Raw genomic sequence first — 22,491 nt, 5'->3', positions numbered from 1 at the left:
CCCGGACATGGAAAAGCCCCGCATGGCGGCGGCCAGGCGGGGCTTTTCCACGCGTGACTAGCGGGACTGCATGATCTCGCGCATCAGGCGGGCCGTCTCGGAGGGGGTCTTGCCGACGCGGACGCCGACCTTCTCCAGGGCCTCCTTCTTGGCCTGGGCGGTGCCGGCCGAGCCGGAGACGATGGCGCCGGCGTGGCCCATCGTCTTGCCCTCGGGGGCGGTGAAGCCCGCGACGTAGGCCACGACCGGCTTGGTGACGTGCTGCTCGATGTAGGCCGCGGCACGCTCCTCGGCGTCGCCGCCGATCTCACCGATCATCACGATCGCGTCGGTGTCCGGGTCGTCCTGGAACGCCTGGAGCGCGTCGATGTGCGTGGTGCCGATGACCGGGTCGCCGCCGATGCCGACCGCGGTCGAGAAACCGAAGTCGCGCAGCTCGTACATGAGCTGGTAGGTCAGCGTGCCGGACTTCGAGACCAGGCCGATGCGGCCGGCGGTGGTGATGTCGGCGGGGATGATGCCGGCGTTGGACGCGCCGGGCGAGGCGATGCCGGGGCAGTTGGGACCGATGATGCGGGTCTTGTTGCCCTTGGCCACCGCGTACGCCCAGAACTCGGTCGAGTCGTGGACCGGGATGCCCTCGGTGATCACGACGCAGAGCGGGATCTCCGCGTCGACGGCCTCCTTGACGGCGGCCTTGGTGTGGGCCGGCGGCACGAAGACGACCGACACGTCGGCGCCGGTCTGCTCCATGGCCTCCTTCACCGTGCCGAACACGGGCAGGCCCTCGTGCGTGATGCCCGCCTTGCGGGCGTTGACGCCGCCGACGACCTTCGCGCCGGAGGCGAGCATGCGGCGGGTGTGCTTGGTGCCCTCACCGCCGGTCATGCCCTGAACAATGATCTTGCTGTTCTCGGTCAGCCAGATAGCCATGACTCACGCACCTACCGCAGCGAGCTCGGCGGCCCGCTTGGCCGCGTCGTCCATCGTGTCAACCAGCTCGACCCGCGGGAGCGCGGCGTCGGCCAGGATCTGCCGCCCGAGCAGGGCGTTGTTGCCGTCGAGGCGGACCACCAGCGGGTGGGTCACGGCCTCGCCGCGGCTCTCCAGCAGCTTGAACGCCGAGACGATGCCGTTGGCGACGGCGTCGCAGGCGGTGATGCCGCCGAAGACGTTCACGAAGATCGACTTGACGCTCGGGTCGGAGAGGATGATCTCCAGGCCCGCGGCCATGACCTCGGCCGAGGCGCCGCCGCCGATGTCGAGGAAGTTCGCCGGGGACGGCTTGCCGGGGTACGCCTCACCGGCGTAGGCGACCACGTCGAGGGTGGACATGACCAGACCCGCGCCGTTGCCGATGATGCCGACGTTGCCGTCGAGCTTGACGTAGTTGAGGTCCTTCTCCTTGGCCTTGGCCTCCAGAGGGTCCTCGGCGGCCTTGTCGGCCAGCGCCTCGTGGTCGGCCTGGCGGAAGCCGGCGTTCTCGTCGAGGGTGACCTTGCCGTCGAGGGCCTTCACCTGGCCGTCGGCCGACAGGATCATCGGGTTGACCTCGACCAGCGTGGCGTCCTCGTCGACGAAGCAGTGCCACAGCTTCTCGATGAGCTCGGCGGCGCCGTCGAGCGACTTCTCGGGCAGGCCGCCGGCCACCGCGATCTCACGGGCCTTGGCGCGGTCGATGCCGTCGAGGGCCGAGACCGGCACCTTGGCGACCTTCTCGGGCGTGCTGTGGGCGACCTCTTCGATGTCCATGCCGCCGGCGGCGGAGCAGATCGCGAGGAAGGTCCGGTTGGCGCGGTCGAGCAGGAAGGAGAAGTAGTACTCCTCCGCGATCGCGCTGGCCTCCTCCACGAGCACCTTGTGGACCGTGTGGCCCTTGATGTCCATGCCGAGGATGGCGGTGGCCTTCTCGACGGCGTCGGCGGCGTCGTCGGCCACCTTCACGCCGCCGGCCTTGCCGCGACCGCCGGTCTTGACCTGGGCCTTGACGACAACGCGGCCGGTCAGCTCCTCAGCCGCCGCCCGCACCTCCTCCACGGTGTTGGCGACGATGCCGCGTGGCACCGGGATGCCGTAGTCAGCGAAGAGCTCCTTCGCCTGATGTTCGAACAGGTCCACGAGGGTCCGTCCTTGCTTATCCGACTGATGTTCGACGGCCCGGGCAACTGCGCTGACGGTCGCGTCCGCTCGCCGCTCGTGTCGGCTTCGTGCCTTGCTCTCTCACGGCGAGCTCCTACGCTCAGGGGTGCGTGCCGGGCGTTTCCGCCAGTGAAGCCTAGCCCCAAGCTTGACCTGCACAGGTCATCGGGGCACGGTTCTTCCGCTATGTGACGGTGATCTCACTTCACCATGTCCCACTCTGCACCGAAAGTGCACCAATTCGCTGCCTTATGCGGTGTCTCTCGATATATGGTCGTGATCTTCAATTGGCAGGATTCCTGCTCCCCTCATTCTTGATCTGAAGGAATCGGATGAAGCGAATTATCGCGGGCCTGGCCCTGGCCTCCGCGGCGGCGCTGGTCACCGCGACCCCGGCCCAGGCCGGGCCCGTGGACCCGGCGAAGGCGCTGAAGAAGCAGTACGTCGCCGGGCACGGCGTGCGGTTCACCGAGACGTCCCGCTCCTCGCTGGACGGCAAGAGCACCGGCGCCACGAAGACGACCGGCGTTTTCGAGTTCGGCAAGGGCGGAATCGTCGCCTCGGACGTGAGGAATCACAGCGCCGGCAAGAACTCCGACGTGTTCGCGTCGCTGATGCCGTCCCGGATGATCACTGTGGGCAAGCACGTATACGCGCAGGGCGGTCTTTACAGCGAGGGCCTGCCCGAGGGCAAGAAGTGGGTCCGCTACCCCGACACCGGCATCAGGATCAGCAACTCCAACCAGATGCTCGACGTCTTCGAGCCCAAGGTGCTGAAGGCCCTCGTCTCCCACGCCAAGAGCACCAAGGGCGGCATCTACCGCGGCTCGCTCACGGTCAAGGAGCTCGGCAAGATCTACGGCCAGCCCGTCGACAAGAAGGTCGCCAAGGTCGAGGTCTCCTACCTGCTCGCCCTGAACTCCCAGGGCCTGGTCACCAGGGTCGTCAGCGACTGGACCCTCGACTACGGCATCCTCGGCGCCAGCCACAGCACGACCGAGACCCGCTTCACCGGCTGGGGCGCCAAGGTCAAGGTCAAGGCCCCGCCGGCCGACGAGGTCGCCGACGTCTCCGAGCTCGGCGACGACAGCACGGTCCCGCAGGACATCCCGGACGGCTCGCTCAACTCGCTGGGCAACGTCAGGTAGCCCCGCAGGGTCCCTTTTTCCGAGGAAGTTCATGAAACGAATGCTCGCGGCCGCGGTGACGGCCGCGGCTCTCCTCCCGGCCGTCCCCGCACAGGCGGCCGCGGACCCGGGCACGGCACTGAAGCGGCAGTTCGTCCCCGGCCACGGCGTGACGATCTCCGAGACGATGCGCACGACGTCGGACAGACCCAGCCTTCGGGAGACCACGCGGATCACCGGGTCCGTGGAGTTCGGCAAGTCGGGCGTTGTCGCCTCCGACCTCATGGTCAGGAGCATGGGCAAGGATGCCGCCTCCACCGACTGGATGCGCGTCGTCAGCGTCGGCGGACGCTTCTACTTCCAGTCGCCGCTGATGCTCGACCGGCTGCCCATGGGCAAGACGTGGGTGCTCATGGCGTTCGAGGGCGAGCCCCTCGTCTCGTTGGCGGGCGTCGACGTCTTCAAGCCCAGGGTGCTGCGATCGCTGGTGGCCCATGCCAAGAGCGTCACGGGCGGGCTGCACCGCGGCTCGCTCACGGCCAAGGAGGCCGGGGCGCTCGGCTCCGGAGGCAGCGGGCCGTTCTCCTACCTGCTCGGCCTCGACTCCGCGGGCCTGCCGACCCGGCTCGACACCGATACCGGAGCCGGCCGTGGCAAGGACTGGACGCGAACCGCCGTCGAGACCCGGTTCACCGGCTGGGGCGCGAAGATCACGATCAAGGCGCCCTCGGAGGACGACGTGATCTCCTCCAAAGAAGCCGACGAGGCCACGATGGCGGAGCTCCTCACCGCCTTCGAGGACATCCCCGAAGGTTCCACCAGCTCGCTCGGTCTGAGCAAGTAGACCGTCGAGCTTTCATCCCCCCTCAATCCAAGGACGACAACCGCACATGAAGCGAACCCTCACCGGCGTCGCGCTGGCGACGGCCGCCGCCCTGGTGGCCGCGACCCCCGCGCTGCTGGCCACCCCCGCCCAGGCGGCGGCGCCCAAGAACCCCGTGGCCGCCGTCAAGAAGCAGCTCGTGCCCGGCAAGGGGATGAAGTTCAGCGAGCGCGTCACCGTCACCGACGGTGCGCGCAGCGAGGTCTTCGTCCGCCGCACGGGAACCTTCCAGTTCAGCAAGTCCGGCATCGCCGCCTCGGACATCACGGGCAAGCTGAACATCTCCGTGTCCGACCTGGGCGACGAGGCTCCGGAGGAGCTCAAGGCCCTGGCCAGGCCCGAGCGCACGATCCGGATCGGCACCACGTCGTACCTGTCCGGCGGCCTGTGGAGCACGGTCCTGCCGGAGGGCGAGACCTGGTTCAAGGCCCCGAACGGCCCGACGGGCGGCCTCACCGGCACCTTCGGCCAGCCGGTGAACGTCGCCGAGCAGGCCACGCTCAAGACCCTGCTCAAGACCGCCAAGCCGGTGAGCGGCGGCTACGCGGGCACGATCACCGTCCGCGACCTGCGGAAGGTCTCGCCCTGGTACCGGGCGAGCGCGCTCGACCCGAAGCCCACGGCCAAGGCGCTGAAGAGCGTCATCACCTGGAAGCTCACCCTGAACGCGGCCGGCCTGCCGGTCCGCCTGGTGTCCACGTTCCCGCAGGCCGCGATCACGGGCTCGGGCTCGGCGAAGGACGGCGTGCGGGTCGACACCCGCTTCACCGGCTGGGGCGGCGCCGTGTCGATCAAGGCTCCGACGGCTGAGGACGTCTCCAGCGAGTTCGACAACGGCAAGGACGACATCTCCTCCCTCGACCTGCCGTTCGGCGTCAGCGTCGCCAAGTAGTACCGCGCTCCGCGCCTCTCCCGTCGCCGCTTGGCGGGAGAGGCGCGGAGCCGGCCCTTCCGGGACGACCGGCGGGCAGGTCAGGTCAGGCGGGAGTCGCGCAGGGACGCCCACTCCAGCGAGTGCCTGATGCCCTCCTCGACCGTGAACCGGGCCTCCCAGCCGAGCAGCCGGCGGGCCCGGTCGCTGCGCGTGTACGCCCCCGCCACGTCACCGGGCCGGGCGGGCGCCTCGACCACGTCGATCGGCCGGTCGACCACCCGGTTGAACGCCTCGGCCAGCTCCCGGACCGTCGTGCCGACGCCGGTGCCGAGATTGATCACGTCGGCGTCCAGGGAGTCGAACCGGCGCAGCGCCTCCACGTGCGCGGCGGCCAGGTCCCAGACGTGGACGTAGTCGCGGATGCCCGTGCCGTCGCTCGTCGGGTAGCCGGTGCCGGTGATCCGGAACGGCACGCCCTCCTCGTACGCCTCAATCATCTTGCCCAGGGCGTGGCTGGGACGGCGCAGTTGCAGGCCCGTGCGCATGGCCGGGTCGGCGCCGATCGGGTTGAAGTAGCGCAGGGACAGGATGCGGATCGGGCGGGTGGCGGCGATGTCGGCGAACATGCCCTCGCAGACCGCCTTGGTCCGCGCGTACGGGCTCTGCGGGGCGAGCGGCGAGTCCTCGTCGACGGTGTGGTCCTCGCCGGTGCGGTAGATCGACGCGGACGAGCTGAAGACCATCCGCTCGCAGCCGTTGCGCAGCAGGTGGTCGGTGAACTCCAGGCTCTTGGCGACGTTCGCGCGGTAGTAGCCGACCGGGTCGGCGACGGAGTCGGGCACGACGATCAGGGCGGCGCAGTGGACGACGGCCTCGATGTCGGGGTGCTCGGCGAAGATCTTGTCGACGAGGGCGCCGTCGCCGACGTCGCCCTCGTAGAAGATGCGTCCGTCGGCGAACTCCCTGCGGCCCGTCACGAGGCTGTCGAGGATCACGGGCTCGATGCCGGCGTCGAGGCACGCCGACCCGATCGTGCTGCCGATGTAGCCCGCCCCACCGGTAATCAATACGCGCATCCCCGCACCCTACGGGCCCCCCGCGAGGGCCGCGCGCCCTGACGATGATCTTCATGACGCCCGGCCTGCGGGGAGGCCGGGCCGGTCTCCCGCTGGTCATGTCGGCCTAGCCGTGCGACATTTCCTGGTATGGGCAGGGACGTACCAGTCGTCGTGTTCAGCCGGGACGATCGCCGGAAATATCGGGAAAAGGTGCGTCGATGTCTCGACGTCTTCGCCCAGATGTTGCGCGAGTCCCGCTTCGAGTTCGAACGCCCCCGCGCGGGCCTGGAGATCGAGCTCAACATCGTGGACGCCCAGGGCGAGGCCGCCATGCGCAACGCCCAGGTGCTGGCCGCGATCGAGCAGCCGGACTGGGCCACCGAGCTGGGCCAGTTCAACATCGAGATCAACGTCGAGCCTCGGGAGCTGACCGGCGACGGCCCGCTGCACCTGGAGGAGGACGTACGGAGGCGGCTCAACCACGCCGAGGAGCGCGCCCGCTCCCAGGACGGGCACCTGATGCTGGTCGGCATCCTGCCCACGCTGCGCGAGCAGGACATCAGCGAGGGCACCCTGTCGGCCAACCCCCGCTACCGCCTGCTCAACGAGCAGATCTTCGCCGCCCGCGGCGAGGACCTGCACCTGTGCATCGAAGGCGTGGAACGCCTCGACACCCACGCCGACAGCGTCGCGCCCGAGGCCGCGTGCACGAGCGTGCAGCTCCACCTCCAGGTCAGTCCGGAGGCGTTCGCGCCGCACTGGAACGCCGCCCAGGTCATCGCGGGCCCCCAGGTCGCGGTCGCGGCCAACTCCCCCTACCTGTTCGGCAAGGAGCTGCACCGTGAGACCAGGATCGCGCTGTTCGAGCAGGCCACCGACACCCGTCCGGCCGAGCTGAAGACGCAGGGTGTGCGACCGCGGGTGTGGTTCGGGGAGCGCTGGATCACCAGCGTCTTCGACCTGTTCGAGGAGAACGTCAGCTACTACCCGGCGCTGCTCCCCCTGTGCGAGGAGGAGGACCCGCGCGCCGAACTGGCGCAGGGACGCATCCCCCACCTGCACGAGCTGACCCTGCACAACGGCACCATCTACCGCTGGAACCGGCCCGTCTACGCGGTCGTGGACGGCGTGCCGCACCTGCGCGTGGAGAACCGCGTCCTGCCCGCCGGCCCCACGGTGGCCGACATCGCCGCGAACGCCGCGTTCTACTACGGGCTGATGCGCGTGCTCCCGTCGGCCGAGCGCCCGATCTGGAGCCAGATGTCCTTCCGCACCGCCGAGGACAACCTCGCCGCCGCGGCCCGGCACGGCCTGGACGCCCGGCTCTACTGGCCGGGGCTGGGCGAGGTGCCGGCGGCCGAGCTGATCCTGCGCCGGCTGCTGCCCATGGCGCGCGCGGGCCTGGCCGAGTGGGGCGTGCACACGCCGGTGGCCGACCGGCTGCTCGGCATCATCGAGGGACGCTGCCTGACCGGCCGTACGGGCGCGACCTGGCAGGTCGAACGGGTGCGCGCGCAGGGCGGCGACCGGCACGAGGCGCTACGCGCGATGACGTTGGACTACATCAACCGCATGCACGCCAACGATCCGGTGCACACTTGGGACGTGTGAACCTCGTGCGCGCCCGTGTCCTCGTCCTGGCCCTCGTCCTGCTGCTCGCCGCCTGCGGCGACACCCGGCCCGTGTCCCGGGACGTCCAGGGGGCCGACACCTTCGAGGACGACCTGCGGACCGCGCGTACGCTCACCGAGTCGTTCTGGGCGGAGTTCTTCGACCAGCAGGGGATGACTTATCGGCCCATCGCCGCCTTCATCCCTTACTCCGGGAGTTCCGGTCCTTCGTGCGGGGGCGAGCCGTCCGTGCCGAACAACGCCTTCTACTGCCCCGAGGGCCACTACATCGCCTTCGACCGGTCGTGGATGGAGTCCCTGTGGAACGACATGGGCGACGGCTCGGTGTACGTGATCATTCCCCACGAGTTCGGGCACGCCGTCCAGGCCCAGCTCAGGACCGGTTTCGAGCTGAACGTCCAGGCCGAGCTGCAGGCCGACTGCTATGCCGGCGGGACGCTGTCGGCCCTGGTCCGCTCGGGCTCTCTGCAGGCCCAGCCCGGTGACGAGGACGAGCTCCTGACCAGCCTGGAGGCCGCCGGCGACCCCACGGACGACTGGCTGAACCCCGCCGCCCACGGCACCGCCGAGCAACGCCAGTCCGCCTTCGCCGACGGCTACGAAGGCGGCGTCGGCGGCTGCTGAGGACGGGCCGGGACGTCTCCTGAGGATGTACCCGTGGGTCAGCCCAGAGGATGATGCGTCTGATCATGACCTGGCTCTACGGTGGAGTCATGCCACTGGAGGAGATCGGCTGGCTGCGTAAAGGCGCGTGCAGGTCCAGCGACCCTGACCTCTTCTTCCCCCTCGCCCCCTCGCCGCTGCAGGAGGCCCGGGCGAAGGCGGTCTGCGCCCGCTGCCCGGTCGTGAACGAGTGCCGCGCCTACGCCTTACGCGAGGGCGAGACGGAAGGCATCTGGGGCGGCCTCACCCCGCAGGAACGCCGCCGCACCCGCTTCCCCGCAGGCTGGCGCAACTCCGCCGCCTCCTGACACCTCCCCCACCGACCGACGCACCCCCGTCGCCGGACGGGTTCCCGCCGGACAGCCCGCCCCGCCATCCCCCGGCGCTTCCCCGCCGGACGGTGCGACGCCGGGGTCCTGTGGCGCGACGTAGCCTGCAAGGGTGCTGTTGCGCTCGATCGCCGTCCTCACCGCCGCCAACGTCCTCAACAACAAGATCGCCCCCAGGCTCGCCCCGCTGACGTCCGTCGCCGCCACCGCCGCGCTCGTGGCCATGGCACGCCGGAGCGGCGCCTCCTGGCGGGAGCTCGGATTCGAGCAGGCCCCCAGGGGCGCGGCCGTCGGCGGCGCGCTGGCGACGGCCGTGGCCGCCGTCTACACCGTGGGTATCGCCGTACCCCGCACCCGGCCGCTCTTCCGCGACGAGCGCGCCCTGTCGCTCTCGCGCGCCCGCGCCCTGGAGGAGGCCCTGGTCCAGGTCCCTCTGGGCACGGTCCTGCTGGAGGAGGTCGGGTTCCGCGGCGCGCTGCACGCCATGCTGGCCAGGCGGCACGGCGCGGTCGCCGCCACGGCGGTCTCCTCGGCCCTGTTCGGCCTCTGGCACATCCTCCCGGCGATCGACATGGCCCGCGCGAACCCGGCGCTCGGGGCGCTGACCGCGGGCGAGTCGCCCGCCCACCTCGACGTCGCGCGGGTGGTGGCGGGCAGCGTGCTGTCCACGGCGGCGGCGGGGGTGCTCTTCTGCGAGCTCCGGCGCCGCGGCGGACTGCTCGCGCCGTCGATGCTGCATCTGGCGACCAACTCCCTCGGCTACCTCTTCGCGAGGATCTCAGCAAAGCACTGAAACCGGATGATCGGTTCCGGCCGGGTAGAGACTTGTGCCAGGCCGGGATGAGGATTCCACCTCCGAAGCTGAGGATCCTTCCACTTCCTTTGGAACGGTCCACTTGACTCGCCCCGATGGCTCTACCTTCACCCGAGACGCGCATCGCGGGAGCTCCGACGGGCTCCCTGGACGCCGCACATCAGGATCAGAGATTCGTCCGGTGGAGGTACGGAGGTGGTGGTGTATGCGTACTGTGATCGACATCGACAAGAGGCTTCTGGAGCTGGCCCAGCACGAACTGGGGACATCGACCATGAAGGAGACGGTGAACGCCGCCCTGGAGGAGGTCGCCCAGAGGGCCAAGCGACGCGAGGCCTTCGAATACTGGCGCACACGGGACAATACGGATCTCCTGGACCCGGAGCTCCTGAAGCATGCGTGGTGACCACCGGAGTGGTCTACCTCATCGACAAGAGCGCCCTGGCCCGCATGCCGCATCCGGCGGTCCATCAGGCCCTCGAAGCGCTCATGCTCGACAGGACGCTCGCCGTCTGCGAGGTCACGCAACTGGAGGTGCTCCACAGCGCCCGTGACCCCAAGGGCTACGAGAGGGACGCCCGCCACCTGCGGGAGGGCTTCCGCCTCCTGTCCATCACGCACAGAAAGGTCGGCGGCAGGGCCCTGGAGGTGCAGGCGATGCTCGCCGGCAGGTCGCACCACCAGGCGGTCGGGCTGAATGATCTGCTGATCGCCGCCTGTGCCGAGGCGCACCAGGCGACGATCCTGCACTACGACCGGGACTTCGACATCATCTCCGAGGTCACCGGGCAGCCCGCGCTCTGGGTGGCGCCGCCGGGCTCCATCCCCTGAGCCGAGGGAGGAACGTCCAGGTCAGGCCGTGGGCACGACCTGGAAACCCTCCGCGTAGTGGCCCTCGCCGAAGCCGGCCTGCTCGGCCCAGGCGGCGAAGCGGCCGCGGACGAAATCGGCGAAGCCCTCGACGTGGGCGACCTGGCTGACGTGCGACTGCAAGGCCGCGAGCTTGCGGTCCATGACCTCGGTGACGTCGACCCAGTGGTTGGGGGTCTGGCCGCCGTTCAGCCAGACCTCCCTGACCGTCCATGCCTCCAGGCCCTCGTCGCGCAGCAGCTCGGGGAAGGCATAGGGGTTGCGGGCGTCGGGGTAGACCGCGTCGAGGGCCGCGCCGCCCACGGCCCGGTGGTCAGGGTGGCTGGGGGCGACGAACTGGTAGTTGCGGTCGGGGTGGTGGGTGATGACCAGGTCCGGACGTACCTGGCGGATCACCCTGGCGATGTCGCGCCGGAGGTCGAGCGAGGGCACGACCCGGCCGTCGGAGTAGCCGAGGAAGCGTACGTCCGTCACGCCGACCGCCTTGGCGGCGGCGAGCTGCTCGGTCCTGCGGAGCTCGGCCATTCCCGAGTTGTCCAGGGTGCGCTCGTTGCCGCCGGCGTCACCGTCGGTGACCAGCAGGTACGTGACCTCCACGCCCCGATCCACGAACTGCGCCACGCTCCCCGCCGATCCGAAGTCGACGTCGTCGGGATGGGCGGTGACGACAAGTACCCGGTTGATCTCGGATTCCGGCAGCATGGCTCCCCTTCCTGGACCCTGTACGGAGGACAACCGGCACCCCGTCGGAGGCATTCCGGGCGCCGTTTGTCGGTGGCTCGTCTTAACCTAGGTGGGTGCCGACCCAAGTCTCTGTTGACCACCCCTTGCTCGACGGCCTCAACCCCCAGCAGCGCGAGGCCGTGATCCATCATGGCAGCCCGCTGCTCATCGTGGCGGGGGCGGGGTCGGGGAAGACGCGGGTGCTCACCCACCGCATCGCCTACCTGCTGGCCGAGCGCAACGCGCATCCGGGCGAGATCCTGGCCATCACCTTCACCAACAAGGCCGCCCGCGAGATGAAGGAGCGCATCGACAAGCTCGTCGGCCCGCGCTCCAAGGCGATGTGGGTGATGACGTTCCACAGCGCCTGCATGCGCATCCTGCGGCGCGAGGCCAAGCGGCTGGGCTTCCCGTCGAGTTTCTCGATCTACGACCAGGCCGACTCGCAGCGGCTGATGGCGATGGTCTGCAGGGAGATGGAGCTCGACCCGAAGCGCTACCCGCCGCGTTCGTTCTCGGCGCAGGTCAGCAACTTCAAGAACGAGCTGGTCGACTACGAGACCGCGCTGGACAGGGCGGGCTCGCACCTGGAGAAGACGCTCGCGCAGGCGTACAAGGCCTATCAGCTCAAGCTGACCGAGGCCGGCGCGATGGACTTCGACGACATCATCATGAACACGGTGACGTTGTTCCAGCTCTTCCCCGAGGTGGCCGAGCACTACCGGATGCGGTTCAGGCACGTGCTGGTCGACGAGTACCAGGACACCAACCACGCCCAGTACATCCTGATCCGCGAGCTGGTGGGCCATCCCGAGCTGCGCACCGCCGACGGCGACGTGGTGCGCTCGGGCGGCGACATGTCCGAGCTGTGCGTGGTGGGCGACGCCGACCAGTCGATCTACGCCTTCCGCGGCGCGACGATCCGCAACATCCTGGAGTTCGAGCGCGACTACCCCGACGCCCGCACGATCCTGCTGGAGCAGAACTACCGCTCCACCCAGAACATCCTGGCCGCGGCCAACGCGGTGATCGCGCGCAACGAGGGGCGCAAGCCGAAGAACCTCTGGTCCGACCAGGGCGACGGTCCCAAGATCGTGGGCTACGTCGCCGACAACGAGCACGACGAGGCCATGTTCGTGGCCCAGGAGGTCGACCGGCTCAGCGACGAGGAGGGCGTCAAGCCCAGCGAGGTCGCGGTGTTCTACCGGACCAACGCCGCCTCCCGCGTGTTCGAGGAGATCTTCATCCGCACCGGGCTGCCGTACAAGGTGGTCGGGGGCGTGCGCTTCTACGAGCGCAAGGAGGTCAAGGACCTGCTGGCCTACCTGCGGGTGCTGGCCAACCCGGCCGACGTGGTGTCGATGCGGCGCATCCTCAACGTGCCCAAGCGCGGCATCGGCGAGCGGGCCGAGGCGATGATCGAGGCGCTGTCCTCGCGCGAGCGCATCTCGTTCTGGGACGCGCTGCGCCGGGCCGACGAGGCGTACGGCATGGCGACGCGCTCGCTCAACGCGGTGCGCGAGTTCGTGGCGATGCTGGAGGAGCTGATCGCCAAGGCCGAGGGCGTGCCGCCGTCCACGCTGGCCGAGGAGATCCTCGTGGCCACCGGCTACCGCGCCGAGCTGGAGGCGTCCGAAGACCCTCAGGACGAGTCCCGCCTGGAGAACCTCAACGAGCTCGTCTCGGTGGCCTCGGAGTTCGAGGAGGCCAATCCCGAGGGCACGCTGGTGGAGTTCCTGGAGCAGGTGTCGCTGGTGGCCGACGCCGACCAGATCCCCGACGCCGAGGGCGGGCAGGGGGTCGTCACGCTGATGACCCTGCACACGGCCAAGGGGCTGGAGTTCCCGGTCGTCTTCCTGACGGCGATGGAGGACGGCGTGTTCCCGCACGTCCGGTCGCTGGGCGAGCCGAAGGAGCTGGAGGAGGAGCGGCGGCTGGCCTACGTCGGCATCACCCGGGCGCAGAAGCGGCTCTACCTCACGCGGGCGGCGGTGCGCAGCTCGTGGGGGTCGCCGTCGTTCAACCCGGCCTCGCGGTTCGTGAACGAGGTGCCGGGGCAGCTCATCGACTGGCGTACCGACCCGGAGAAGTCGGCCTGGAGCGCGGCGACGCGGCGGGAGCCGACCCCGCGGCCGGCGCCCAAGGGCGGCGGGTCGCGTCAGGTCCCGTCGCTGGCGGTGGGCGATCGGGTGACGCACGACAAGTGGGGGCTCGGCACGGTGGTGGCCGTGGACGGGGTGGCGGAGAAGACCAAGGTCAAGATCGACTTCGGTGGCGACGGGGAGAAGACGCTGCTGCTGGCGTACGCGCCCCTGGAGAAGCTCTGACCCCTGGTCAGCGGGCGCCCGGCCTTCGACGGCCGGGCTCCTGACGACATGCCCCGGCCCGGGGTCGCAGGGTGGCAGGGCTCCTGGGTGGGAGCCCTGCCGACAGGGTCACGGTCAGGGCTTGAGGGCGCTGCCCTGCTTCCACTGGGTCCAGTTGAGCTGCCAGTAGCTCCAGCCGTTGCGCCAGTCGAGCTTGCGCTTGGTTCCGGTGATCTTGACGACGTCACCGCGCTGGGCGATGCCGTAGAACCACTTGGCGCCCTCGGGGGTGGCGCGCACGCAGCCGTGGCTCTGGTTGGAGCGGCCGAGGTACTGGTAGTAGCCGGCGCTCTGGTGGACGTACTCGCCGCTGTCGGAGATGCGCACCGCCCAGGGGATCTCCTCCTTGTAGTAGCGCGGGTCCTTGGGGTCGGTCACCCCCATCCAGGACGACGTCATCGTCTCGACGGACTTCTTGCCCATCGTGAGGTGCACGCCGCTGGTGGTGAGGTAGACGTCCACGCCGTTGCGCAGCAGGCCGCCGCGGCCGGCGCTGATCGCGATCTTCTTGGCGATCTTGCCGTCCCGGTAGACCTTCATCTGGTGCTTGCGGGTGTCCACGACCGAGATGTTCGCGTTGCCGACGGCGAAGCGGCGGGTGACGTCCTCGGCCTTGTTGCCGGGGAGCTGGCTGAGGCGCGCGGTGAACAGCACCTTCTGGTGCGGCTTCCAGTACGTCTTCGTCCGGTAGATGACCTTGCGGGCCGACACCCAGCGCCAGGCGCCGTCGACCGGTTTGTCGGCTTGGACCTCCAGCAGCGCCTCGACGGCGGCCTTGTCCTTCACGTCCCGGTCGAACGTGACGATGATCGGAAAACCGACGCCGACCTTCTCCGACGTCTCCCCCATGGGAGTGATGTCGGCGATGTCGAGCTTGACCTTCTTGGCCGGAGCCGCGACGTGAGCAGCCGCGGCGGCGCCCACGGAGGCGGTCGTCCGGGCCTGCGGGACCTGCGGGGCTGGTACGCCTTCTGCTGAACAGGCCGCAGCCGACAGCAGTGCGACCATGGCAAGCAACCGGGGGACGCGATTCAAGGGGATTACTCCTGGATTATGTGCTTCTCCTTCCATGTGTGACTACTGAGACGGGCGATTCGTCTACGAATGGCCGTAACGACCTTGTAACGGTCCAGAAAGCAGGGTCAGACCAGGCGGCGCGCGGTGGCCCAGCGGGACAGCTCGTGCCGGTTGGAGAGCTGGAGCTTGCGCAGCACGGACGAGACGTGGGTCTCCACCGTCTTGACCGAGATGAACAGCTCCTTGGCGATCTCCTTGTACGCGTAACCGCGGGCGATCAGCCGCAGCACCTCGCGTTCGCGCTGGGTGAGCGAGTCGAGCTCGGGATCGATCGACGGCGCCTCGGACGAGGCGAAGGCGTCGAGGACGAACCCGGCCAGCCGCGGCGAGAAGACCGCGTCGCCGTCGGCCACCCGGCGGATGGCGTCGGTGAGCTCCTTGCCACTGATGTTCTTGGTCACGTAGCCGCGGGCGCCGCCCCTGATGACGCCGATGACGTCCTCGGCGGCGTCGGAGACCGACAGCGCGAGGAAGCGGACCTGCGAGCCGGTGCTGAGGACGCGGCGCAGCACCTCCTGGCCGCCGCCGCCGGGCATGTGCACGTCGAGCAGGACCACGTCGGGCTGGTGCTCGGCGATGGCCTTGACCGCCGTCTCGACGTCCTCCGCCTCGCCCACGACCTCGATCGAGTCGCCCAGCTCCGCGCGTACGCCGGATCTGAACAGCCGGTGGTCGTCGACGATCAACACGCGTGTCATTGCTTGTCCACCTTCATCGTCAGCATCACTTCCGTGCCCTCGCCGGGCTCGGTGCGGACCCTGGCCGTGCCGCCGTGACGTTCCATTCTCCCGATGATGGACTCCCTGATGCCCATTCTGTCGAGGGGTACCGCCTCAAGGTCGAAGCCCTTTCCGCGGTCCTTCACGAAGATGGTCACCTCCAAGCCCTCCACCTCCGCGTAGACGGAGATGGCCGGGCTCTCAGAATATTTGGCCGCGTTGACCATCGCCTGCCTGGACGCCTTGAGCATCGCCGCCAGCTTGCCCTGCGGGTCGAGGTCGAGGTCGCCGACGCAGACGACCTCGATGGGCACGCCGTGCGAGTCCTCCTCCTCGGCCGCGATCCTGCGTACGGCGGCGGCCACGGTGGCGTCGGCGTCCTGGGCGGGCTGGTAGAGCCAGTTGCGCAGCTCGCGTTCCTGTGAGCGGGCCAGCCTGGTGACCTCGCGGGGGTCGTTCGAGACGCGCTGGATGAGGGTGAGCGTGTGCAGCACCGAGTCGTGCACCATGGCGGCCACCTCGGCGCGTTCCTCCTGACGGATGCGCTCGCGGCGTTCGAGCTGGAGCTCCTTCCACAGGCCGGCCAGCCAGGGCGTCGCGATGACCGCGATGCCGCCGACCACGACGACCGTGAACATCAGGCCGGGCCTGGCCTTGGCCAGTTCGCCCTGGGCGTACAGGAAGCCGGCCGCGCCGATGACGACCAGCGTCACGCCGAGCAGCGTGCGCACGCGGTTGGTACGGATGCTCTTGGTCGCGCCGCTGACCCAGTTCTTGCGGCGTTCGGGGTCGGCCTGCTGCCAGAGGATGAGCGCGCCGATGCCGCCGACGGCGAACGGCAACATGCCGATCCCGCCCTTCGAGGCCCCGGTCAGCCAGCCGAACGCGGCCAGCGCCACGCCGATCGCGCTGAAGGCGGCGAGCTGGCTCCAGTCGCGCTGCGGCGGCTGCCCCTCGTACGGCTCACGCGGAGTGATCATCCACAGCACGGCGTAGGCCACCATGCCGACCCCGTCCACGACGCTGAGCAGCACGAACATCAGCCTGATCACGACGGGATCGAGGGAGAGCTGCGCCGCCAGCCCCTGGGCCACGCCGCCGAGCAGGCGGCCCTCCATGGGGCGGAGCATCCGGCGATAGGGTCGATCGCCGGTGGGCTCGGCAAGTGTCTTCTGGTCTGCCATAACATCGCCATCGTCACATGTCGCGGGCACTTCGGGCATCAGGGAACAACCCCCAGGGTCGAGTCAGGGGTCTCCCGGATGCGGTCACCCCGCCCGACGGTCCACGATGGTTCCATGACAGAAGCTCCGCCCAGGCAACCCGCCGCCCCGCCCCGGGAGCTGCGACGCAGCAGCGAAGGGCGCTTCCTCATGGGCGTCTGCGCCGGTCTCGGGCGGCACACCGGCATCGACCCCGTGGTGTTCCGCGTGGCGTTCGCCGTGCTCCTGCTCGGCTCGGGCATCGGGATCTTCCTGTACATCGCGGCGTTCCTGCTGATGAAGGAGCCCAACGGCGGGCCGGGGATCATCGAGCAGTGGACCCGTCGCGACTTCGACGCCGAGACCGTGATGGCGCTGCTGACGGCGGTGCTCGGGTTCGGTCTCGCGCTCAACCTCGCGACCGTGTGGCTCGACACCGGCACGCTGGTGGTCGGCGTGCTGCTGGCCGTCTCGCTGCTCGCGGCCCACTCCAGCGGCGTCGACCTGCTGGCGCTGGCCCGCTCGATGCCCGAGCGGCTCGGTCGCCGGCGCTCCCCCGACGCGGAGTCGCCCGCGCCGCCCTACGCGCCGCCCGCGACCCCGCCGGTGCGTCCCGCCGAACCCGGCTGGTCCGGCCTGGGCGACACCGCGACGGCCCACCCCGAGTCCCCCGCGCCCGCCCCCAGGACGGCAGCCCCCAGGACGACGGCCGCCGCCCACGCCGAGGCCGTGGCCGCGCGACTGCGGGCGATGTCGGCCGGACGGCAGCCCGAGGCTCCCCGTACGGACAAGCCCGAGACGCCCTCCGCTGAGGAAGAGCGGGCCGAGATGTCGAAGATCGAGGCCGCGCAGGCGATGGAGGCCGCCGGGGCCGTGACGGCGGAGCACGAGCTCCCGCAGGACGCCACCCGCCAGGCGGAAACCCCCAAGACGGACGCCCCCCGAGCGGACGCCACCCGCCAGGCTGAGGCCCCCGAAACAGATGCCCCCCGAACGGACGCCCCCCGAGCGGAGTCCCCGAAGACCCGGGTCGAGTCCCCGCGGCCGCAGGCGGCGTCGCGGCAGGAGCCGCCCGGCTACCGCCCCCAGCCCAGAACCGCGATCGACTACAGCGGCTACGGCGAGCCCTTCGCCCCGAAGGGCCCCTACCGCCCGCTCGACCCGGCCAGGCGGCAGGCCGGCTACTCGCCCTACGACCCCGCCCTGTACGGCCGCCCGGCCCCCGGCCAGGCGCACAGCCCGGCGCCACGGCAACGACGCCCCAAGTCGTTCATCGGGGTCATCACCATCTTGCTCGCGATCATAGTGGGAGGGATCGTCGTGGCGGTCCAGGCCAGGTCTGCCGCGGGTGTGAGCCCGACCATCGTCGGCGGCGCCGTGCTCATCACCATCGGCGCCGGGCTGCTCATCGCCGCCTGGTGGGGCCGCGGAGCCGGTCTCGTCGCGGCGGGCACCACGGTCGCGCTGCTGATCGGCGTGGGCCTGATGCTGGGCGGTCTGCCGCGCAACGTCGGCGACTCCACCTGGTACCTGACCAAGCCCTCGGAAGCGGGCAGGGTCTACGACGTCGGCGTCGGCGAGGGACGGCTGGACCTGACGGAGCTGAAGGCGCTGCCGGGCACGAGCCTGACGTTCGACGCCAGGGTCTCCGTGGGCGAGCTGACGGTGATCGTGCCGCCGACGGCCAGGGTCGAGGTGCACGCGTCGAACAAGGTCGGCGACATCAAGGTCGACCAGTCGATCAGGGGCGGCGTCGACATCAAGTTCGACAAGGTGCTGGAGCCCGAGATCAGGTCCGCGGACGAGGAGTTCACGATCGTGCTGAACCTGCGTGGCGGCCTCGGCGACATGGAGGTGCGGCGTGGCGCGTGACGTCGAGCGCGTCCGGCGGCTGCACCGGACCGACTGGATGGCCCTGCTGAGCGGCACGTTGTTCGTGGTGCTGGGCATTCTCGTCGTGACCCGCGAGCTCAGGGACGCGCTGATCCTGGTCGGGGTGACCGTCGTGGGGCTGGCCTTCGCGGGGGTGGTGGCGATCATCGCGCGGGTGGTCCGCGGCAAGTAACCCTTGACCGGGAAAAACACCGGCGTAGTTTCGGGTGTGTCCGCCTTTCCCCCTGCTCCTGAGGGAGGACGTATGCCCCGAATCACCGTCACCGTCGACGGGATCAAGTACGAGGAGGACGTCGAGCCGCGGCTCCTCCTCGTCCATCTACTACGTGAGCGGCTCGGCAGGACCGGCACCCCGGTCGGCTGCGACACCAGCAACTGCGGCGCGTGCACGGTCCTGCTCGACGGCAAGAGCGTCAAGAGCTGCTCGGTGCTCGCCGTCCAGGCCGACGGCGGCGACGTCGTCACCATCGAGGGCCTGGGCGCGAACGGGTCGATGCACCCGATGCAGCGGGCCTTCCACGAAGAGCACGCGCTGCAGTGCGGCTACTGCACCCCCGGCATGGTCATGGCCGCGATCGACCTGGTACGGGAGGACCCGGAGCCGTCGGAGGAGTCGATCAGGCACGGGCTGGAGGGCAACCTGTGCCGCTGCACGGGCTACTGCAACATCGTGCGCGCGGTGAAGCGCGGCGCGCAGGAGATGGGGCAGGCGGTGAGGACGCAGTGAGCGAGCCGAGCCCCGAGGCCGTCACCGGGCAGGACGCCGTCCACGAGGTGGGCCGGCCGCGCAGGCGGAAGGAGGACGCCAGGCTGCTGACGGGGCGCACGCGCTGGACGGACAACCTGTCCCGGCCCGGCACGCTGCACGTGATGTTCCTGCGCAGCCCGATGGCCCACGCCCGGATCACCCGGGTGGACGTGTCGGCGGCCCGCGGTCTGCCCGGCGTGGTGGCCGCGTTCAGCGGCCAGGACTTCGCCGGCGAGCAGGGCAGCCTGCCGTGCGCGTGGCCGGTGACCGACGACGTCGTCATCCCCGACCATCCGCCGATGGCGACCTCCGAGGTCCGGTACGTCGGCGAGGCCGTGGCCTGCGTGGTCGCGACCGACCGGTACCGGGCGGCCGACGCGCTGGAGGCCATCGAGGTCGACTACGAGCCGCTGCCCGCGGTGCTCGACATGACCGAGGCGCTGTCGCCGGACAGCCCGAAGGTGCACGAGGCGGGCAACCAGGCGTTCTCCATGAAGATCACCTCGGGTGACGTCGAGGCGGCGTTCGACGGCGCCGCGGTCGTCGTCGACCGGACGTACGTGCAGCAGCGGCTCATCCCGACGGCGATGGAACCGCGCGCGGTGCTCGTGGACACCGACGGCGACTCGTTCACGATGTGGACCTCCACCCAGATCCCGCACATCCTGCGGGTGATGCTGGCCGTCGTGACCGGCATCCCCGAGCACGACCTGCGGGTGGTCGCGCCCGACGTGGGTGGCGGGTTCGGCTCGAAGTTGCAGGTCACCGCGGAGGAGGTGCTCTGCCTGCTGATGGCGCGCAGGCTGGGCAGGCCGGTCAAGTGGACCGAGTCCCGCTCCGAGGGCAACCTGACCGTGCACCACGGCCGCGACCAGCTCCAGCGCATCCGGCTCGCCGCCGACGCCGACGGGCGCATCCGGGGGCTCCGGGTGGAGCTGCTGGCGGACATGGGCGCGTACCTGATGCTGGTGACGCCGGGGGTGCCGCTGCTCGGGGCATCCATGTTCAACGCGATCTACAAGATGGACGCGTACGAGTTCGGTTGCCGGGGCGTGTTCACCACCAAGATGCCCACGGACGCCTACCGGGGCGCGGGCCGCCCGGAGGCCACGTTCGGCATCGAGCGGACGATGGACGAGCTCGCCGCCGAGCTGGGCCTGGACCCGCTGGAGGTGCGCAGGCGCAACTGGATCAGGCACGAGGAGTTCCCGTACACGACGATCTCGGGGCTGACCTACGACTCGGGCAACTACGAGGCGGCCACGGAGAAGGCGCTGTCGCTGTTCGGCTACGACAAGCTGCGGGCCGAACAGGCCGACCGGCGGGACCGGGGCGATCCGGTGCAGCTCGGGATCGGGGTCAGCACGTACACGGAGATGTGCGGGCTGGCGCCGTCGAGGCTGCTCGGGGCGGCGAGGTTCGGGGCGGGCGGCTGGGAGCACGGCTCGGTGCGCATGCTGCCGACCGGCAAGGTCGAGGTCATCACCGGCACGTCCCCGCACGGCCAGGGGCACGTGACGGCGTGGAGCCAGATCGTGGCCGACGCGCTGGGCGTGCCGTTCGAGGACGTGCGCGTGCTGCACGGCGACACGGCCGTCGCGCACAAGGGCATGGACACCTACGGCTCGCGCTCGCTGGTCGTGGGCGGCATCGCCGTGCTGCAGGCGTGCGAGAAGGTCAGGGAGAAGGCCAGGAAGCTGGCCGCCCACATGCTCGAATGCTCGCCGGACGACCTGGAGTTCGGCGGCGGCGCGTTCAAGGTGCGCGGCACCGGGTCGAGCAGGACGATCCAGGAGCTGGCCTACGCCGCCTTCCAGGCGCACGACCTGCCCGACGGCGTGGAGGCGCGGCTCGACTCCGACGCCACGTTCGACCCGGACAACTACTCCTTCCCGCACGGCACGCACCTGTGCGCGATGGAGGTGGACACCGAGACGGGCATGAGCCGCATCCGCTCGTACGTGGCCGTGGACGACGTCGGCAAGGTGGTCAACCCGCTGATCGTCGAGGGCCAGGTGCACGGCGGCATCGCGCAGGGCGTGGCGCAGGCGCTGTACGAGGAGGCCGTCTACGACCCCGACGGCAACCTGCTGACCACGACCATGGCCGACTACCTGCTGCCGTCGGCGGCGGACCTGCCCTCGTTCACGACGGACCGGACCGAGACCCCGGCGACCGGCAACCCGCTGGGCGTCAAGGGCGTCGGCGAGGCCGGCACGATCGCCTCGACCCCGGCGGTGGTGAACGCGATCGTGGACGCGCTGCGGCCGTACGGCATCGACGACGTCCGGATGCCGTGCACGCCCGAGCGTGTCTGGCGAGCGCTGGAAGGAGCGCGGCGATGATCCCCGCACCGTTCGACTACGTGCGTCCCGACTCGCTGGCGGCGGCCTGCGCGGAGCTCGCCTCCGACGAGGACGCCAAGGTCCTGGCCGGCGGGCAGTCGTTGCTCCCGCTGCTGCGGCTGCGGCTGGCCTACCCGTCCAAGCTGGTGGACATCGGCCGCCTGCCCGGCCTGAACGGCGTGCACGACCGGGGCGACCACGTCTTCATCGGCGCGCTGGCCACGCACGACGAGGTGATGCGCTCCCCAGTGGTGAACGACGGCGTCCCGCTGGTGGCGCTGGCCACGGCCAGGGTGGCCGACCCGGCGATCAGGCACCGGGGGACGTTCGGCGGCTCGCTGGCCCACGCCGATCCGGCGGGTGACCTGCCCGCCGTGGTGCTGGCGCTGGACGGCGTGATCGTGGCCGGGTCGGCGGAGGGCGAGCGGGAGATCCCGGCCGCCGAGTTCTTCGTCGACTACCTGGAGACGTCGCTGCGGGCCGGGGAGATCCTGGTCGGGGTGAAGCTGCCGAAGCTGGGCGCGGGCTGGGGCTTCCACTACGAGAAGTTCCACCGGACCGCGCAGTCGTGGGCGATCGTCGGCGTGGCGGCCGCGGTCCGGCGTTCCGACGGCGCGATCGCCGAGGCCAGGGTCGCGCTGACGAACATGGGCCCGACGCCGGTGCGCGCCCGCGCGACGGAGGCCGCGTTGCCGGGCGTCGAGCTCGGCGACCAGGTGCGGCAGGCGTGCGAGCAGGCCGCGGACGGCACCTCCCCGCCCGCCGACCTGCACGCCCAGCCCGACTACCGCCGCCACCTGGCCCGCGTCCTGACCCACCGGGCGGTGCGCACGGCCGCCGGGTCCCCCTGAGTGAGGGGGGGGGGGGGGGGGGGGGGGGGGCCCCCCCCCCCCCCCCGGCGGGGCCCCCCCCCCCCCGCCGGCGGGGGGGGGGGGGGGGGGGGGGCCCGCCGCCGCCCCCCCCCCCCCCCCCGACCGCACGACGGCGAGGACGGCCGGCAGCGAGATCAGGGCCACCGCCCAGAACGCCG

22 protein-coding genes are annotated in these 22,491 nt (G+C 70.5%); 15 read left to right on the top strand and 7 right to left on the bottom strand.

Annotation, left to right across the window (positions count from 1 at the left end):
* Positions 1-57: 57 nt before the first annotated feature.
* Together sucD and sucC are read right to left on the bottom strand one after the other, a co-directional pair.
* A complete protein-coding gene (gene sucD / locus ACIA8R_RS23540; RefSeq protein ID WP_125644468.1) occupies positions 58-933 on the bottom strand; it encodes a succinate--CoA ligase subunit alpha in 876 nt (291 codons plus the stop codon).
* A gap of 3 nt (positions 934-936) precedes the next feature.
* A complete protein-coding gene (gene sucC, locus ACIA8R_RS23535) occupies positions 937-2,118 on the bottom strand; it encodes an ADP-forming succinate--CoA ligase subunit beta (protein ID WP_364086025.1) in 1,182 nt (393 codons plus the stop codon).
* A 353-nt stretch (positions 2,119-2,471) separates the two neighbouring features.
* Between sucC and ACIA8R_RS23530 the strand changes: the two genes are divergently transcribed.
* Genes ACIA8R_RS23530 through ACIA8R_RS23520 form a run of 3 tightly spaced genes read left to right on the top strand, consistent with a single transcriptional unit; the run spans position 2,472 to position 5,041 of the window.
* Positions 2,472-3,287, top strand: coding sequence for a hypothetical protein (locus tag ACIA8R_RS23530; protein WP_397040339.1), 816 nt, complete (start codon positions 2,472-2,474; stop codon positions 3,285-3,287).
* 31 nt (positions 3,288-3,318) lie between these two features.
* Positions 3,319-4,110 carry a hypothetical protein gene (locus tag ACIA8R_RS23525; RefSeq protein ID WP_397040337.1) on the top strand — a complete coding sequence of 264 codons (792 nt, stop codon included), beginning with the start codon at positions 3,319-3,321 and terminating at the stop codon, positions 4,108-4,110.
* Between the two features lie 46 nt (positions 4,111-4,156).
* Complete coding sequence (locus tag ACIA8R_RS23520) at positions 4,157-5,041, top strand: hypothetical protein (protein ID WP_397040335.1); 885 nt, start codon at positions 4,157-4,159, stop codon at positions 5,039-5,041.
* An 80-nt stretch (positions 5,042-5,121) separates the two neighbouring features.
* Here the strand turns inward: ACIA8R_RS23520 and galE are convergent, their stop codons facing one another.
* Positions 5,122-6,099: a UDP-glucose 4-epimerase GalE gene (galE, locus tag ACIA8R_RS23515; protein WP_397040333.1), complete on the bottom strand. Its 978-nt coding sequence runs from the start codon at positions 6,097-6,099 to the stop codon at positions 5,122-5,124.
* 192 nt (positions 6,100-6,291) lie between these two features.
* On the opposite strand from galE, the gene ACIA8R_RS23510 reads away from it, so the two are divergent.
* The 6 genes from ACIA8R_RS23510 (at position 6,292) to ACIA8R_RS23485 (ending at position 10,349) form a co-directional block, all read left to right on the top strand.
* Positions 6,292-7,692, top strand: coding sequence for a glutamate--cysteine ligase (locus ACIA8R_RS23510; RefSeq protein WP_364086013.1), 1,401 nt, complete (start codon positions 6,292-6,294; stop codon positions 7,690-7,692).
* Entirely contained in the window at positions 7,689-8,336 is a 648-nt protein-coding gene (locus ACIA8R_RS23505) for a neutral zinc metallopeptidase (protein ID WP_357707792.1), read from the top strand. Before ACIA8R_RS23510 ends, ACIA8R_RS23505 begins: the two co-directional genes overlap by 4 nt.
* Positions 8,337-8,425: 89 nt before the next feature.
* A complete protein-coding gene (locus tag ACIA8R_RS23500) occupies positions 8,426-8,683 on the top strand; it encodes a WhiB family transcriptional regulator (RefSeq protein WP_357707793.1) in 258 nt (85 codons plus the stop codon).
* 133 nt (positions 8,684-8,816) lie between these two features.
* Positions 8,817-9,497, top strand: a complete 681-nt coding sequence (locus tag ACIA8R_RS23495) for a CPBP family intramembrane glutamic endopeptidase (protein WP_357707794.1) — start codon at positions 8,817-8,819, stop codon at positions 9,495-9,497.
* A gap of 226 nt (positions 9,498-9,723) precedes the next feature.
* Positions 9,724-9,924: a type II toxin-antitoxin system VapB family antitoxin gene (locus ACIA8R_RS23490; protein ID WP_357707796.1), complete on the top strand. Its 201-nt coding sequence runs from the start codon at positions 9,724-9,726 to the stop codon at positions 9,922-9,924.
* A complete protein-coding gene (locus ACIA8R_RS23485) occupies positions 9,921-10,349 on the top strand; it encodes a PIN domain nuclease (protein ID WP_397040330.1) in 429 nt (142 codons plus the stop codon). Before ACIA8R_RS23490 ends, ACIA8R_RS23485 begins: the two co-directional genes overlap by 4 nt.
* A 21-nt stretch (positions 10,350-10,370) precedes the next feature.
* Here ACIA8R_RS23485 and ACIA8R_RS23480 read toward each other — a convergent pair whose 3' ends face one another.
* A complete protein-coding gene (locus ACIA8R_RS23480) occupies positions 10,371-11,090 on the bottom strand; it encodes a PIG-L deacetylase family protein (RefSeq protein ID WP_397040328.1) in 720 nt (239 codons plus the stop codon).
* Positions 11,091-11,215: 125 nt separating this feature from the next.
* On the opposite strand from ACIA8R_RS23480, the gene pcrA reads away from it, so the two are divergent.
* Complete coding sequence (pcrA, locus tag ACIA8R_RS23475) at positions 11,216-13,438, top strand: DNA helicase PcrA (RefSeq protein WP_364086658.1); 2,223 nt, start codon at positions 11,216-11,218, stop codon at positions 13,436-13,438.
* Between the two features lie 114 nt (positions 13,439-13,552).
* Here pcrA and ACIA8R_RS23470 read toward each other — a convergent pair whose 3' ends face one another.
* From ACIA8R_RS23470 to ACIA8R_RS23460, 3 genes are all read right to left on the bottom strand, one after another.
* Positions 13,553-14,512, bottom strand: coding sequence for a L,D-transpeptidase (locus ACIA8R_RS23470; protein WP_397040326.1), 960 nt, complete (start codon positions 14,510-14,512; stop codon positions 13,553-13,555).
* Between the two features lie 107 nt (positions 14,513-14,619).
* On the bottom strand, positions 14,620-15,252 hold the full coding sequence (locus ACIA8R_RS23465) for a response regulator transcription factor (RefSeq protein WP_352323887.1): 633 nt from the start codon (positions 15,250-15,252) through the stop codon (positions 14,620-14,622).
* On the bottom strand, positions 15,249-16,457 hold the full coding sequence (locus tag ACIA8R_RS23460) for a PspC domain-containing protein (RefSeq protein WP_357707801.1): 1,209 nt from the start codon (positions 16,455-16,457) through the stop codon (positions 15,249-15,251). Before ACIA8R_RS23460 ends, ACIA8R_RS23465 begins: the two co-directional genes overlap by 4 nt.
* A 114-nt stretch (positions 16,458-16,571) precedes the next feature.
* Between ACIA8R_RS23460 and ACIA8R_RS23455 the strand changes: the two genes are divergently transcribed.
* The 5 genes from ACIA8R_RS23455 to ACIA8R_RS23435 all read left to right on the top strand — a co-directional run bounded on the left by ACIA8R_RS23455 (position 16,572) and on the right by ACIA8R_RS23435 (position 22,312).
* A complete protein-coding gene (locus ACIA8R_RS23455; protein WP_397040324.1) occupies positions 16,572-18,347 on the top strand; it encodes a PspC domain-containing protein in 1,776 nt (591 codons plus the stop codon).
* Positions 18,337-18,540, top strand: a complete 204-nt coding sequence (locus ACIA8R_RS23450) for a hypothetical protein (RefSeq protein WP_357707804.1) — start codon at positions 18,337-18,339, stop codon at positions 18,538-18,540. Before ACIA8R_RS23455 ends, ACIA8R_RS23450 begins: the two co-directional genes overlap by 11 nt.
* Before the next feature lie 72 nt (positions 18,541-18,612).
* Positions 18,613-19,095 (top strand): (2Fe-2S)-binding protein, encoded by a 483-nt coding sequence (locus ACIA8R_RS23445; RefSeq protein ID WP_357707806.1) that lies wholly within the window; start codon positions 18,613-18,615, stop codon positions 19,093-19,095.
* Positions 19,092-21,461 carry a xanthine dehydrogenase family protein molybdopterin-binding subunit gene (locus tag ACIA8R_RS23440; RefSeq protein ID WP_357707807.1) on the top strand — a complete coding sequence of 790 codons (2,370 nt, stop codon included), beginning with the start codon at positions 19,092-19,094 and terminating at the stop codon, positions 21,459-21,461. The genes ACIA8R_RS23445 and ACIA8R_RS23440 overlap by 4 nt, the downstream gene beginning before the upstream one ends.
* Complete coding sequence (locus ACIA8R_RS23435) at positions 21,458-22,312, top strand: xanthine dehydrogenase family protein subunit M (protein ID WP_357707808.1); 855 nt, start codon at positions 21,458-21,460, stop codon at positions 22,310-22,312. The genes ACIA8R_RS23440 and ACIA8R_RS23435 overlap by 4 nt, the downstream gene beginning before the upstream one ends.
* Positions 22,313-22,491 lie beyond the last annotated feature (179 nt).

The sequence above is a fragment of the Nonomuraea sp. NPDC051191 genome (assembly GCF_044455665.1).
Taxonomy (GTDB): domain Bacteria; phylum Actinomycetota; class Actinomycetes; order Streptosporangiales; family Streptosporangiaceae; genus Nonomuraea.
The sequence above is the reverse complement of the archived record's forward strand: the minus strand, read 5'-3'. Positions and strand labels throughout refer to the sequence as shown.

Excerpts from the sequence above, each read along its gene's own strand:
- ACIA8R_RS23520 (WP_397040335.1), top strand. The coding sequence starts at position 4,157 with ATGAAGCGAACCCTCACCGGCGTCGCGCTGGCGACGGCCGCCGCCCTG.
- ACIA8R_RS23460 (WP_357707801.1), bottom strand. The coding sequence starts at position 16,457 with ATGGCAGACCAGAAGACACTTGCCGAGCCCACCGGCGATCGACCCTAT.
- ACIA8R_RS23525 (WP_397040337.1), top strand. The coding sequence starts at position 3,319 with ATGAAACGAATGCTCGCGGCCGCGGTGACGGCCGCGGCTCTCCTCCCG.
- ACIA8R_RS23465 (WP_352323887.1), bottom strand. The coding sequence starts at position 15,252 with ATGACACGCGTGTTGATCGTCGACGACCACCGGCTGTTCAGATCCGGC.
- ACIA8R_RS23530 (WP_397040339.1), top strand. The coding sequence starts at position 2,472 with ATGAAGCGAATTATCGCGGGCCTGGCCCTGGCCTCCGCGGCGGCGCTG.
- ACIA8R_RS23455 (WP_397040324.1), top strand. The coding sequence starts at position 16,572 with ATGACAGAAGCTCCGCCCAGGCAACCCGCCGCCCCGCCCCGGGAGCTG.
- ACIA8R_RS23480 (WP_397040328.1), bottom strand. The coding sequence starts at position 11,090 with ATGCTGCCGGAATCCGAGATCAACCGGGTACTTGTCGTCACCGCCCAT.
- sucD (WP_125644468.1), bottom strand. The coding sequence starts at position 933 with ATGGCTATCTGGCTGACCGAGAACAGCAAGATCATTGTTCAGGGCATG.
- galE (WP_397040333.1), bottom strand. The coding sequence starts at position 6,099 with ATGCGCGTATTGATTACCGGTGGGGCGGGCTACATCGGCAGCACGATC.
- ACIA8R_RS23435 (WP_357707808.1), top strand. The coding sequence starts at position 21,458 with ATGATCCCCGCACCGTTCGACTACGTGCGTCCCGACTCGCTGGCGGCG.
- ACIA8R_RS23490 (WP_357707796.1), top strand. The coding sequence starts at position 9,724 with ATGCGTACTGTGATCGACATCGACAAGAGGCTTCTGGAGCTGGCCCAG.
- ACIA8R_RS23445 (WP_357707806.1), top strand. The coding sequence starts at position 18,613 with ATGCCCCGAATCACCGTCACCGTCGACGGGATCAAGTACGAGGAGGAC.
- ACIA8R_RS23500 (WP_357707793.1), top strand. The coding sequence starts at position 8,426 with ATGCCACTGGAGGAGATCGGCTGGCTGCGTAAAGGCGCGTGCAGGTCC.